At 41.5% G+C, this 14459-nt stretch carries 12 protein-coding genes; 5 read left to right on the top strand and 7 right to left on the bottom strand.

The window, feature by feature from the left end; genetic code table 11:
- Window positions 1-42: 42 nt before the first annotated feature.
- Both F3059_RS11320 and F3059_RS11315 read left to right on the top strand, forming a co-directional pair.
- Window positions 43-3183, top strand: a complete 3141-nt coding sequence (locus F3059_RS11320) for a T9SS type A sorting domain-containing protein (RefSeq protein ID WP_151169312.1) — start codon at window positions 43-45, stop codon at window positions 3181-3183.
- A gap of 127 nt (window positions 3184-3310) precedes the next feature.
- A complete protein-coding gene (locus F3059_RS11315; protein WP_151169309.1) occupies window positions 3311-3535 on the top strand; it encodes a DUF433 domain-containing protein in 225 nt (74 codons plus the stop codon).
- A gap of 58 nt (window positions 3536-3593) precedes the next feature.
- Here the strand turns inward: F3059_RS11315 and F3059_RS11310 are convergent, their stop codons facing one another.
- From F3059_RS11310 to F3059_RS11290, 5 genes are all read right to left on the bottom strand, one after another.
- Window positions 3594-3947: a hypothetical protein gene (locus tag F3059_RS11310; protein WP_151169307.1), complete on the bottom strand. Its 354-nt coding sequence runs from the start codon at window positions 3945-3947 to the stop codon at window positions 3594-3596.
- The gene (locus F3059_RS11305) at window positions 3940-4548 is read right to left on the bottom strand and encodes a hypothetical protein (protein ID WP_151169305.1); all 609 of its coding nucleotides are present in this window, start codon (window positions 4546-4548) and stop codon (window positions 3940-3942) included. Before F3059_RS11305 ends, F3059_RS11310 begins: the two co-directional genes overlap by 8 nt.
- Window positions 4549-4553: 5 nt before the next feature.
- The gene (locus F3059_RS11300) at window positions 4554-5918 is read right to left on the bottom strand and encodes an amidohydrolase family protein (RefSeq protein WP_151169304.1); all 1365 of its coding nucleotides are present in this window, start codon (window positions 5916-5918) and stop codon (window positions 4554-4556) included.
- Window positions 5919-5922: 4 nt separating this feature from the next.
- Complete coding sequence (gene tnpA / locus F3059_RS11295) at window positions 5923-6351, bottom strand: IS200/IS605 family transposase (RefSeq protein ID WP_151169302.1); 429 nt, start codon at window positions 6349-6351, stop codon at window positions 5923-5925.
- 85 nt (window positions 6352-6436) lie between these two features.
- Complete coding sequence (locus F3059_RS11290; protein ID WP_151169300.1) at window positions 6437-9478, bottom strand: amidohydrolase family protein; 3042 nt, start codon at window positions 9476-9478, stop codon at window positions 6437-6439.
- Window positions 9479-9566: 88 nt separating this feature from the next.
- On the opposite strand from F3059_RS11290, the gene F3059_RS11285 reads away from it, so the two are divergent.
- The 3 genes from F3059_RS11285 to F3059_RS11275 all read left to right on the top strand — a co-directional run bounded on the left by F3059_RS11285 (window position 9567) and on the right by F3059_RS11275 (window position 11554).
- Window positions 9567-10001 (top strand): hypothetical protein, encoded by a 435-nt coding sequence (locus F3059_RS11285; RefSeq protein ID WP_151169298.1) that lies wholly within the window; start codon window positions 9567-9569, stop codon window positions 9999-10001.
- On the top strand, window positions 9994-11190 hold the full coding sequence (gene hflX, locus F3059_RS11280) for a GTPase HflX (RefSeq protein WP_151169296.1): 1197 nt from the start codon (window positions 9994-9996) through the stop codon (window positions 11188-11190). Before F3059_RS11285 ends, hflX begins: the two co-directional genes overlap by 8 nt.
- Window positions 11191-11269: 79 nt before the next feature.
- The gene (locus tag F3059_RS11275) at window positions 11270-11554 is read left to right on the top strand and encodes a hypothetical protein (RefSeq protein WP_151169294.1); all 285 of its coding nucleotides are present in this window, start codon (window positions 11270-11272) and stop codon (window positions 11552-11554) included.
- Here the strand turns inward: F3059_RS11275 and F3059_RS11270 are convergent.
- Entirely contained in the window at window positions 11535-12599 is a 1065-nt protein-coding gene (locus F3059_RS11270) for a VOC family protein (protein ID WP_151169292.1), read from the bottom strand. The genes F3059_RS11275 and F3059_RS11270 overlap by 20 nt on opposite strands.
- 107 nt (window positions 12600-12706) lie before the next feature.
- Window positions 12707-14185, bottom strand: coding sequence for a T9SS type A sorting domain-containing protein (locus tag F3059_RS11265; RefSeq protein ID WP_151169290.1), 1479 nt, complete (start codon window positions 14183-14185; stop codon window positions 12707-12709).
- Between the last annotated feature and the right edge of the window lie 274 nt (window positions 14186-14459).

Here is a 14459-nt window from a genome sequence, read left to right as displayed (position 1 = left end):
AAATAACAATAGATTTGGTTGCGAAACCTAAAATAAACACTTATGAAAAGGCTAACTTTCTATTTTATCACAGTTGTTCTTTTCTTGTTTTCAATTCAGAAAGCAGATGCACAGTGTAATTGTGATGTCACGATTCCTCTTACCACGTATTCTTATGATGCGAGTGGGATGCCACCCGGTAGTGTAATATGTATTGAAGGTGGCACTAGAGATTCTTTGAGAATTGAAAATGCTATTGGGTCAAGTAACAACCCAATTATAATTACTGATGATTGTAGTTCAACACCAGTTCAATTTATTAATAACCCCGAGTCTTCTCCATTATTTTTAAAAAAAGTAAAAAATATACATTTTGAAGCTCGAAAAATGGGGCAAATTACAATGAACAACTCAGGTTTTACTTTGTTTGATGATAACTATTACCCATATAATTCATCTTCACCAACATTATCAGATACCATTGTCATTTCAAAAATAGATTTTGACTCAACTGATGTTTTTGCAGGCTTCAAATCAGCATCGTTAATAGATAGTGTTGACTTTTATGACTGCTCTGGATCGATGAGGATTGCTGAAACAACTATTTCTAATTGTAACTTTGCGGCTTCTTTACCTCCATTCAACACTATTTCTAATCACTCAATTCAGATAGACGGATATTATAATTACACATCTAATTTAACACTTCATAAAAACCACATGTTAAATGCAACACTTCTTTCTGACAGCCAGTTTGATAATGTTAAAATAACGGAAAATGATTTTAATAATTCAGTTATATCTTATTCTGGAGAAACAGCTCTTATTGAAAGAAATTTCGCCTCTGATAGCTCCATAATTTATTCAGGAAGTTTTCCTTACGGTGATTTAACTGATTCAACATGGTATTTTAGGCATTTCTATTATGAAATACATAATAACATATTTTCAGAATCATCCTTAGACTTAAGGCTTTATACGTTAGATACACTTGAAACCCATGTGACCAATAACACATTTATTGAAAGCACTTTTGAAAATATTATCTATCAAGAAAGCATAATAAACAATTATAAAATCAACTACTTTGCATTACAAAATAATCTCTTTGTAAATTCAGGTCAAGAAGTTTCTCCACAAAAATACACACCATACTTTTCTATTATTGGTGATCAAGATGATTTTTACAAAGACATAGACTTCAAAGAAAAAGGAAACTATTACACTCAAAGTGTTAATGGGTTACACTTCAAAGATCCTTCAAATGTCAATTACCGTCCAACAAGCGGCTCTCCATTTGTAGATTACGGTGTAGACGTAAATTTAACTGAGGACTTTGACTTCAACCCACGAAAACTCGGTAAAAAAGTAGATGCCGGAGCTTTTGAATGGTTTCCTGATTCAACACAACCCAACTATGAGTCTACTAAACTGAGAGGTATTTATGTGAATAAAAATCCTGCTCTATGGAACAGTACTGAAAACCGTTACATCGATGAAGTTTATGACGGGGCTCCATTACCTGATTCAAATTTGATGTTCAGGGACATCATTACCTGGTCAATGGAAAATAACAGTGCTCAACTCTACGAGCCGTTTGCGAGACCGTACCTTGAAAAACTGAGCGGCTTAGGTTTTAATTACCTCATATGTTACGGGCTAAACGGCCTTAAAAGCGATTATGATTTTGGACAGGGTGTGGCTGTTGATACCGTAGTGGCTCAATTTATTAAAATGGCCAAAACAGAATACGGTTTTATCGATGTGGCTGCTACCGGGGAACAATCAGAGAGCTTTAATAAGATCGTAAGCTACAACAACGGTCGCAACTGGGATACGCGAATTGATGTGCTCCATTTTGAATACGAGTACTGGAATACTAATAACTGGAGTAATTACCAGGGCAGCTCACCAAAGACGTATTACGATTTGAGAACTCAACAGATGGTAACCAATACGCTGCCCGGGTCAAACCCCGGAAGCTCAGGTCATCCAGACTTTGTCGATCATTTCTCGTATATGATCTACGAATTAAAAGAAACTGAGTCACTGGCAGACTCGAATGATTTACTTCTCGAGTTTTATGCCAGCAGAACAGAAATTGAGGCTTATGACGATCACATTCGACCAAACAACTCCACTGTGCCGGATGAAGAAATTGGCTTAATCAGCAACTATGCTGATCGATTACTCTTAGCTCACTACTCTCCTTCACATCCATTTGATGTAGAAGGCATATTCAGGAAGCCCACATCTTACGGAGCTAGCTCAAATTATCCGTACTATGGATCTACATACGGAGCAGCTGATCGCTATATGAAAATCCTGACAGATCACCCTAATGGTGAAAACGTAATGCCAATATTCCACGGAGATGAAGACCTGAGTGGTATCTGGTTAAGGTCTGGCATGAACCCTGATGATTTTTACGAGGCATATAGCAGAGGTGATGATGACGATTGTGGCTTCAACATACAAGCAGGTTGTCCTCAATACCAGCCTGTCGACAGCAACACACTTGCAGGATCAACCTGGTTTAAAGACATTCACTTTTTTGACGGTACTTTTTGCGTGGAGCCATGGTTAGTTCATAACACTCCTTATAACGTTACTGTTCGTGAGGGAATGTCTGCTCATATTTCGAGTACTATCATGGGCAAACTCCCTGTTCATGCAAAAGTTTACGACCCTAACAACAATCTAGTTTACAACAACCCCAATCACAATGACAGAACCCTTGAATACTATATTCACAATTTCCAAAATTCAGATGCAGGTATATACACATTAGAGATAGGCAGTGATATTTCAGGTGATTGTCAAAACAACGGTTCTGATGATGCTGAATATTTCAATTTGGGATACTCTGCAAACAAAAAAGGAAATGGTTCATTCAGCAATGAAACAAACAATGCTGAAAACTCTGCTGATGAAAAAAACAATGGCGGGCCTACTCAAAACCAACTGTACAGTTCAGAGATTAAAGTTTATCCCAACCCTTCAAATGGAAATATTAAAGTTTCTGCGGGCTCGGAAAACATCAGGGAAATAGAAGTTTACAGTTTAGTTGGCAATAGCGTTTACAGATCGAAGCCGAATTCTTCCTTTGTGAACCTATCACTTGACCTGTCTCCTGGTGTTTATCATGTTAAAGTAACAACAGGAAAGAACATAACATCTGAACACAACCTGGTTATCCAGTAAAAAACTTTTACGTTGTTGGAATTTAAAGGAGGCTCGAGGCCTCCTTTTTTTTGATAACACTAAAAATTTTATTCCCGAAATCATCTTATATAAAATCACGTTACTTTGTGATAGTAAACATCAATTAATGGTAGATTACAAAAAACGCATATCAATTAATTCTGAAATCCGGTTTGGCCGTCCTTGTATTAAAAACACCAGAATCGCGGTTTATGATGTTTTGAATTGGTTAGCAGAAGGGATGACTCACTCAGAAATACTCGAAGATTTCCCAGAACTCAAAGATGAAGACATTTTTGCATGTTTAGCTTATGCTGCTGATAAAGATGCTAAATTACTGAGAGCATCATGAAGAATAAAACCAATATTCCTTTCTCAACCTCAGCCCTGGTCTTGGCCTCGACCTCAACCTAAATCCCCCTCCTCACTTCAATCTCTGTTTGGCCTGCTTTGAGTTGGTCGCTTTCGTGAACGGCTCCATCGCGGAGGATTGAGATTTCGTAATCGGCATCGCCTGTGAGTCGCTCCACGCGGATGTAGGCTTCATCGCCTTCTTTGAAATCGTCATAGACCGGAGACCGCCAAATGTTCTTGTCAATTGGTGATTCGCTCACATCAGCATTGTCTGAGTTTCGGTAGATGGCTCTAACTGATGCCTGATCGTTTTCGAGCAAATTGATCTCGTACTGTACCCGCCAGGTTCTCTCTTCGCGGTCACAAGAAAAAAGTACGAATAATGATATAGCGAGCAGCCACTTAGCCATTGCGCAATAAATCAAGTTTGAATTTTTCCAGCTCAATAGACAATCGGTTGAGTGATTTCACGAGATGCGCGTAACAGTCAGACCCCTGCATTTCGCCACATACATGATTGGCCGATAATATTTCGCGGGATTGGATAAGCCCAGCTACATCACGGTTTGAATATTCCTCAGCGTACCGGATAAATTTCGACAGCCTTTCGATGAGTTCCTCGCGGTGGTAATCGCTGAATCGATCGTTTTCGTTGAAGAAAATCGCTTCTACATCTTCATTCTCGGGCTCTTCCAGTAAAAGTGAATCGGGAGAATGAACGAGATCGATGTGAGCACGCTCAGCCAACATTTTCTTGGTGTACTGAACATGGCTCGTGAGTTTATCCGCTTTGTCAGCAATGGAAAACTTGGTCAGAGCCGGATCTGGATTGTTGTCGCGCAAGCTGTCTTCAACCCGTTGAGCCTTGTCGTGGAGTTTGCTGAGCTCTGACCGTAACAATTCATTTTCCTGAAATTGTTGTTCCCGATCCTGCTTTTCCACATAATACCAGGCTCCCCAACCGATGACTGTGAGTACTACAAAAAAGAGGATAACTTTTAGCGTTCGCATGTTGCTCAGTTTTCGTATTTGCTTTTAAACTTGCGGTAGAGCGCTTTTTGCGGATTGTCCAAATCGATCTCTGCCCCCTGGATAAAGGCGTGACGCACCTTATTTGTTCGCATATCGAGGGCATCGCCTTTGGAAATGAAGAACGTGGCCTGCTTGCCCGCATCAAGCGTTCCCACCGTTTCGTCAATTCCCAAAATTTTGGCAGCATTCCCCGAAATAGCTGCAATGGCCTGTTCTTTATCCAACCCGTAAGCATGCGCTGTTCCCGCTACAAACGGCAAATTGCGCTGATTCATAGCTTCCATACTCCCGCTCATATCCAAACAATACAAAATGCCGGCATCCTGCAGTTTTTTTGGGATTTGATACGGTAAATGAATGGGATCATCATCGCGGTGAGGCAACGAGTGCGGGCGTTGGTAAATGACCGGCACATCATTATCGGTAAGCGCTTCAGGTACAAGATACGCATCGTAACCGCCAACGAGCACAACGTTTGGAATATCAAAGTCGCGCTTCAACTCCATGGCAAGCACAATTGCCCGTGCCTGATTGCAGTGAATATACAGCCTTTTGGATCCGTCAAAAACACCTTTCATCGCCTCAAAACGGAGGTTTTCTTTTTCAGATCCGCCCTCGTAATAAGCGCTCGCCTCAGTGAAGAACTTTTCAATTTTCACAATCTGCTTTTCTTCCTTTTTATTTCGGTCAGATCCACCCGGATTGGCCCACCAGCCGTGCTGAACGAACCGCTCAGGCCAGTTGAGATGAATCCCGTCATCACTCTTCAAAACCGCATCTTCCCAGTTCCAGCCATCGAGCTGCATGATGGAGGAAGAACCGCTTATGAGTCCGCCACGGGGAGTTGCCTGAGCCAACAAGACACCGTTGGATCTGATCGTGGGAATGATTCGCGAATCAGTGTTGTAAGCGACCAGTGAGCGCACGTTTGGATTGAAAAGTCCAACATCGTCAAAGTCTCTCGTAGCTCTAACCGCATCCACTTCTCTCAGTCCAAGTGTTGTATTGGGCGCGATAAACCCTGGATAAATGTGCTCATCAGTTAGTCTGATGATCGTATCGAATTCTTTTGTGTCAACTCGCTGAAACATCTGGTTTTCCACAAAAGTGAAGTGCCCGTTTTTCACCCCGATCGCTGCATTCTTTACGATTCGGCCGTCACCAACATGAGCGGTTCCACCCAGAATGAGCATCGACTTTTTGACTTTTCCGGCTGGCGTTGGGATCTGACTGTAAACCTCAAATCCAAAAAAGATCAGAAGGATGGATATCAGCCATCGTTTTAAACCGATGGTTGATGCTGGCTCTGTCCATCGGTTAAAACCGATGGTTATGGTTGTTACTATCATATGGTTATGTTATTCCATGAAGTTTAGAAAATCCTTCAAATTCTTCTTGAAATGATTTTCTTTGATGATGACGTTTTTGGTTTTTAATGTACTGGAAAACCCTTTCTACATCAGATTCTGAAACAGAAAATGCTCCATAGCCTTTTTGCCATGAAAATTTACCTGTTATCAATTCGTTTTGATTGACGTAAAAAGATGTACTTCCTTTGACTTGCTTAATAATTTCACTTATAGATTTTTTTGGGTTCTGTAAAAACAAACAATGAACATGATCTGGCATTCCGTTAATTATTCTAACCGGACATCCATGCTCACGTAATTGATCTGACATGAATTGATGCACCTTTTGTTCAATGTCCAATTCAATAATAGGCTCTCTGTATTTTGTCGCCCAAATAACGTGTATCCATATTTTATTGAATGATTGTGGCATTTCATACAAATTAAATAAATCCAAAAACCATTTTAACAGCCCCTCATAGCCCGCGGTTTAAACCGCGGGCTATGAGGGGCCGTTATTAATCAACCTCATCAACCAACGTATCACAATGATAGAGTTTATTCGTTTTCTTATCAGGTGTTTTGGTTGGGTAGCCTTTATCGGCTGCATTCAATAGTTTTTTCACCAGCCTGGACCTTTCCTGTTTGTTGTCTTCAACGGCAAGCTGGTTCTGATAGTGAGTGTAATACGGAACACCTTCAATCCAGGTGTAAAGCGGTTTTGAATAAATGCTCAATGGATGGCTATCCCACAACACCAAATCAGCATCTTTCCCTTCAGTCACACTCCCAATGCGATGATCGAGGTGGAGCATTTTTGCCGGATTGAGTGTCACCATTTTGAGTGCTTCCTCTTCAGAAACTCCTCCGTACTTGACTGTTTTGGCTGCTTCCTGGTTGAGTCTGCGACCCATTTCAGCATCATCGGAGTTGATTCCGGTCAGAACGCCCTGTTCGTGCATAAGTACTGCATTGTAGGGAATTGCATCGTTCACCTCAAACTTGTAAGCCCACCAGTCACTGAATGTTGAGCCGGCTGCCCCGTGCTCAGCCAGTTTGTCGGCAATTTTGTAGCCTTCGAGAATGTGCGTAAATGTGTTGACTCTAAAATCCATACTGTCGGCAACGTGCATGAGCATGTTGATCTCACTCTGAACGTAAGAGTGACAGGAGATGAAACGATTTGTATCCAGAATTTGGCTCAGTGCTTCAAGCTCCAGATCAACCCGTGGAGCTGCGGGGCCTTCACCTGCAAGATGGCGCAGCAATGGCACTTTTCGCAACGAAAACTTTTGGTTCTGACTGTCATACTTTGCCCATTCATTTGCATAGTCTTTTGCTCGCTTGAAATAATCGTAAAAAACCTGCTCAACACCCATCCTGGTTTGTGGGAAACGCTTTGTAAAGTTTGGCCCCCAATTAGACTGTTTCACATTTTCACCGAGCGCAAATTTGATAAAGCCGGGCGCATCATCGATCAACATTTCATCGGTCGATTCACCCCATTTGAGTTTTATGAGTGCTGATTGCCCTCCAATAGGATTGGCCGAGCCGTGAAGCAATTGAGAAGTTGTTACACCTCCCGCGAGCTGGCGGTAAATATTAATGTCATTTGCTTTGACCACATCTCCTATGCGGACCTCAGCCGAGCTAGCCTGTGTGCCTTCATTGACTCCTTTCTCAATGGCGATGTGCGAGTGTTCATCGACAATTCCGGGTGTGAGATGTTTTCCGTTTCCACCGATGAGCGGAATGCTTGGATCGTGCAGCAGGAATTTACCAACTTGCTCGATTTTCCCATCTTTCACGAGTACATCACCTTCAAAAACTCCTAGTGTGTCATTCGACCAAATAGTAGCTCCCCGAATGAAGAACGTACCAGACTTTGGAAGTGAATCAAAACCAAAAGCCATGTTTGGATACCATGTTTGTCCATCTGCCTTAATCAGGTATTCTTCCTTCTTGTCTGCTTCATCTTCATCAAATTCTTTCTGCCGTATCGCGCTCCAGGTAAACCAATTACCATCAGCATCTTTTCCGCGACCATCCCAGATCTTACTCCCAAAATTGATCTTACCTGAAAGACGTATAGGAGCTTTCATCCCGGCAACATCCTTTTCCAATACAAGGGTTACGAGTCGTTTTTCGCGGTTGAATTTAATTTTATCGTCTTTAATTTTGGCTTCTACTTTTTCCTTTTTCCCGCCAACTTCAATTTTGATAATTTCATTTTCGATGTTGATATCGTAATCTCCCCGTATGTCGATTTCGCCAATCGGTTTGAGTTCGTGGCGTTCACCCATGACCCAGTTTTCGAGCAGTTCGCTCTTTTTGGAAAATATTTTGTCGCTCGTGATAATGAAATTGGCAAACTTGTTCTTTTCAATCGCCCCGACTTCCTCCTCAGCATTGATGAACTTTGCAGGAGTCATCGTGAGACTTTCAATCAGGTCACTTTCTGAAAAACCGTTTTTTTGAAGCTGACGAGCCATAAAAGTGAGATCTGACCATTTTTCAATTTCGTGAGTGGAAAGTGCCACTTCAAATCCGGCCTGCCTGAGTGAAGCAGCATTGGACGGAGCCATTTCCCAGTGTTTCATTTCCTCAAGTGAAGCGTACATTGCATCGTAAGGATCGCTCACATCAGGAGCTTTGGGCAGCTTGAGCGGAATCACAAACCGGGAAGCATTGCGCTCTTTAAACTCTAAAATGCGCTTGTACTCATCGCCCGTTCCCGCAATGATGAATTCTTTATTCCATTCTCGTGCAAGATCTAGTGCTCTGAGTGCATCCCGATATTGCTGAACATGAAAAAAAAGCGAATTCATAGGGCTATCAAACTGTTTGTTCCACATATCGAGACTGAGATTTGCCTCGTAGATCGAATCCTGTTTCATCCTCCACTCTGCATCATAGGCTGTTTGGCGGAGTAATGCCATCGCACCCATCAAGGAGTTTGGATATTCCTGAGATGAAGTACCTTTTTGAAACGAAAAGTGAGCTGATGGCTGTGGACTAAAAACGGCTTTGTTTTCGTTATCGGTCAGAACCGCAACCGCAGCTCCCGTTCCTCTCGCAATGCCATCGTGGTAGTGTGTGAGTGCCGATCCGACTCCCAGTTTTTGCAACTTTTTAGCTTGTTTCTTATCAATTTTAAAATCTTCAACTGCAATTTGAGTTGTTTTGATCGCTTCATTCCAACCAAAAGTCCCTTTTTCAGTTCGGTTGTATTGTGGTCTTTTTACTTTTTTCTTTTCCGGCTTAGGCAGGCCAAAATTACTGTTCAACTCCACGAATGAAGGATAAATGTAAAGCCCTTCACAATTGATTTTGATTGCGTTTTCGGGTATGCTAATTCCGGCTCCGACCGAAATAATTTTATTCTTTTCAATTAAAAGTGTAGCGGTTTGAACATATCCTGAAGGTGTGTAAACGGTAGCGTTTTGTAGCGCATAAACACCGGCTTTGGGATTACTTACGGGGAGCTCGGGCCGTGTCGATTGACCAATAGCAGCACCACTCATGAGCAGAGCAAACAGGAAAAAGAAGATATTTTTCATAGCTCAACAAATCTAAATGAATTAGGGGAAATTCCAGAGGGGAAATTATTCCTCTGTATTCCTTATTTTCGCATCAAAATTCACGATTATGTACAATTCGCTCGTTACAACTCACTACTTCCTGATGATAGCATTATTGGTGCTATTGCTGTTTACAATTGGCCGATTCATCATCCAAAAACAACAGAATACACCATTTGGTAATTTTGAAGATAAACTGAGTCTCATAACTCTTATTTTCTCTCACATCCAACTACTACTGGGCTTCATCATCTTTTTCCTTGGGCCATGGGCTGAGAAACTGAGTGAAATGGGCGAAGTAATGAAGAACAGTTTTCAACGATTACACGTTATTGAACATCCGCTCACGATGATTATCGCCATTATTTTAATCACGATTGGGCGATCAAGAGCAAAAAAACAAACCACCTCAGGTGGCAAATACAAACAAGTAATTATCTTCTACGGAATCGCATTGATATTAATCGTTTTGCGCATTCCATGGCAGTACATTAATGGATAAACTAATCAACACAGCCGGAGAGCAGGAGAACGCAGTTCTCGTTGGTGTAATCACTCCGCAACAAAGCGAGGAACAGGTTGAAGAATATCTCGATGAATTGCGTTTTTTGGCGCAAACAGCAGGTATTAAAACGCATAAACGCTTTACCCAACAGCTTCAAAAACCCGATGTCAAGTTTTTTGTAGGCAAAGGGAAACTGGAAGAGGTAAAGGAATTCATCAAAGAAAACAAGATCGACACGGTAATATTTGATGATGATCTGTCACCATCGCAGTTACGGAACGTTGAGCGCGCTCTGAAAGTGAAGATTTACGATCGGAGCCTTTTGATCCTCGACATTTTTCAGCTTCGTGCCAAAACCGCACAAGCAAAAACACAGGTCGAGCTGGCCCGCTCTCAGTACCTTCTACCCAGACTCACAAGAATGTGGACCCACCTTGAACGTCAACGCGGTGGTACCGGAACACGTGGTGGAGCTGGTGAAAAGGAAATCGAGACAGACAGGCGTATCATCCGCAACAAAATCACGAGGCTCACGAAAAAACTCGAGACCATTGACAAGCAGATGGCTACTCAGCGCAAAAACCGCGGAAGCCTGGTTCGTGTAGCTCTCGTAGGATACACCAACGTTGGAAAATCCACGTTGATGAACATCCTTTCAAAATCAAAAGTGTTTGCCGAGAACAAACTTTTCGCAACTCTCGACACTACGGTTAGGAAGGTCGTTGTTCACAATTTACCGTTCCTACTCACCGATACAGTAGGCTTCATTCGCAAGTTGCCTCACTCGCTGGTTGAGTCATTCAAGTCAACCCTGGATGAAGTCCGCGAAGCAGATTACCTCATTCATGTTGTGGATATTTCTCACCCAAACTTCGAAGAGCAAATCGATACAGTAAACGAAACACTGGCAGATATCATTGGCGACAAAAAACCAATGCTCATGGTGTTCAACAAAATCGATCAGTACACGCACATGGAAGACGGTGAATTTGATCACACGGCTAATACGAAACACAACGTATCACTTACGGATCTGAAAAAGAGCTGGATGGCAAAGAGCGAGCACCCGTGTATTTTCATCTCAGCTGCTGAACGCATCAACATCAAAGAGCTGCGCGATAAGATTTACCATCAGATCAAGTCGATTCATGCTGAGCGATTCCCGTATGACAATTTTCTTTATTGATTATTATTAGTTAGAACGAAAGCCATGTTAGCTTACGGTATTCTTTAATAGTGTAAAAGAATACTATTATATTTGAAACATGCACGATTTGCACAACAAACGAGATCACAAACCTATTTGGAAGGAAGTAGTTGAGCTACCCGGCTCATTCCTGAAAGAGCTCCTGAGTGATTTAAAGTTACTCCCCAGTAAGAGTAAGGAGAAATCAATGGGACTTAAAAATTTCTTTTTCCGCTTATTCAATACAAAAGGTGACTGGATTGTTAAGGCTTACGTGTTTTTTGTTTTGATCATATTACCCTTCGTCCTCAATCACTTTTTTGGGCCACTATTCGATGCTGTTTTTAGTCCTTCACCCGATTGAGTTCCAGCATACGCAACATCCAGTTAGGAAGAGGCTTTTCAGCAGGTCGGGTACTGATATCCATATACCAGCCTAGCTTTTCAATAATGGGCAACTTGTGAGTCTCCACAAACTCGATGAGTGTACCATCAGGGTCTTCAATGTAAGCAAACCTTCCTGCAGCTTTCCCCATATCAAAGCTATTGGCACTGTCAACAGTGAAATCAAACCCACTTTGAGCACAGCGTTCTTTTAAGCTTTCCATATTCTTCACATCAAAACAAATATGAATGAACCCCAAATCGCCCCACATTCTGTCTTCATAGATCTTTTGTGGTTCGCGATCAAGAGGCTGTACAAGCTCAACCTCTGAAGGTCCTAAAAGTCTTGAGAAACTACCTTTACGTGGCTTACTGTGTTGCAGCACAACTCTACGGTAGCGTTCTTTTCCGGCATTTAGTTGTTCCCAATCTTCAAATACTCCCGATTCATCAAAAACAACTTTATCGTAGTCTAGAATATTCTTATAGAGTTCAAGAGACTTTTCAATATCAGAACAGCCGATTACAACACCGTGAACTCCTCCTGTATTTGTCTTGAGTTTGTTTTTGAACCAACTATCTGTTTCAGTAAGTTCAAAGATGTTTCCGTCAAGGTCTTTTACGTAGTAGTGCTGAGATTTTTTTCCGCGACTGTGAAGGTCGCTCATCATGTAATCAGGAATAAGATTCTTGTGGTAATTAAAACTGGCTTTAGAGTTATCCGTTTTAATCTTTGTGGCCAAAATTCCAGCATCGCCCCATTTTACATCAAACTTAGCCGGTTGCGGTTTGCGGCATTTGTATTGCCATATTTCAAATCCGCCTCCACCCTGCATGTTCATCGCGAGAACAGCTCTTCTATCGCGGGGTTTACCTCCGGTATAAGGCAGCATTAATTCTGCAGTGGAATCGTCATCAAACACAGGAGTATTCATCCCAAACACTTTCCTGTACCACTTCCATGAAGTGTGGATGTTTTCTACCCCTATACCAATTTGTTGAATTCCCGAAATAATTGCTGCCATCCTACACTACTTTCTCAGGCGTCAATAATAAATTATTTTACGAAAACAGATAACAAAAAAGCCATTCAATTCCTGAATGGCTTTTTCAAATGAATTATGTAGTTAATTTACCTGACGACTTTCCTTATTACTTCATGATTATCCATTGAAACCTTAACCAGATAAAGGCCACTGTTCCAATCTGCCGTTTCAATTGTCACAAATTTCGAATCCGGCCTCACAGTCAGAACCACTTTGCCTGTGATGTCCATCACTTCTACGAGGCTCACCGCATTCCCAGCGTCAATCCTCAGGTTCTGACCAACAGGATTAGGATAAACTCGCAATTCTTCACCATTCATTTTCTCCCAAACAGATGTCATTGGATCAATCGTAAACGATTTAGATTTAGAGCAAAAGTTGTCATCATTAACTGTTACCGTATAAGTCCCGGCATTTAGGTTTTGGAGATTTTGTGTTGACGCTCCTGTACTCCACATAAATGAATATGGTGCCGTTCCGCCAGAAACAGAAATATTGACACCTCCATCTCCACCATTCGTTTGCTGAGTAACAGTTTCAGAAATTTGAATAGAATCTGGTTGCGTAACAGTCACGTTTGTAACTGATGAATCAACAGCTCCATATACCGTAACGGTGTAATTCCCGGCAGCTAAGTTCGTTGCTGAACTTCCCGTAGCACCATTACTCCAGTTGTATGAATACGGTCCAGCACCGCCAATAACATTGTCAACAGTCACAGACCCGGTGCTATCTTCATAGCAAGTTAAATTGTTTACTGTGTAAACAGGTGTTGGTTCTCCGCCAGCCTGGAACATAGCTGAGATAATTGTGCCACTTCCTCCGGTAGCATCTACAGTGAGAACCGGAAAGTCACGACTTTTTGCGTAATAATTATAGGTGTGCGTAACCTGTACAGAATCCTGAATGAATTGCCAGCCGAGGAATGAATTGTAAGCCCAAACTGAATCAGTAGTTGTTTGCATGTAGTACTGACGAACGACATCGCTGTGAGTTTCTCCCGGAACTTCGAGTGAACCAAAAGCATCGATTAAACTCTGGATTTGATAAGTTCTCTTGATTCTCGCAGAATCAACTCCCTGCTGATTCACCTCTAAAGTGGAATCAATCACAATTGTGTCGTAAAAGCTATCATTATAAGTTGATGGAAAGTTAATTTGCTTTAAACCACCATCAGGTCGAATAACCACTGGCACTCCCTGCCCGGTTATATCACCAAACAAACCGTCAATTACAAACTCTGTGTTTGTCTTGCTGGCAAATGCTGTAATTCCGTTTTCAAGACTTAAAGCAAATGAACTGTTTGGGAACTGACTCCCTACCAAATAATTCGATTTGTCTTCAAACTCTACACTATCCACAATATCATAGGACAAAGCAGTAAAGTCCCAGGTTTGAGCTGATGAGCTACCGGCTCCTACTACAAGACCGCTTACCGCTGTATCATTGAGCATATAGATTTTATCTCCTACATTCCCAATATCAGATGAATCGATCGTGATTTGTGCTTTCGCAGCAAATGCGGTTAAAAGTGCTAGAGCAGAATAAAGTACTTTGTGTTTCATAAGCTAGTATTGATTGAAGTTTGTAAAGTTTCTTATTAAGTTTCTTTTATGCAAGTATTTATTGAAAATTAGCACCCAAAAGGGGCTTCTTTCAACTTATTAGACGTATTTTTTTCAGCTAAGTTGTGAGAAGATATACCTCTTTCAACAATTTAAAAATTTTGAGTCGTAGTAAAATCATCGCATTTCTGTAATTATAACCTGAGTTCGATTTATAGTTTAGGATTCAAACCACATATAAATAGTGAGTTTCGACTAAAAGCAAGGGAAGTAT

Source organism: Salibacter halophilus, assembly GCF_008806325.1.
Classification (GTDB): Bacteria; Bacteroidota; Bacteroidia; order Flavobacteriales_G; family Salibacteraceae; genus Salibacter; species Salibacter halophilus.
The sequence above is the reverse complement of the archived record's forward strand: the minus strand, read 5'-3'. Positions and strand labels throughout refer to the sequence as shown.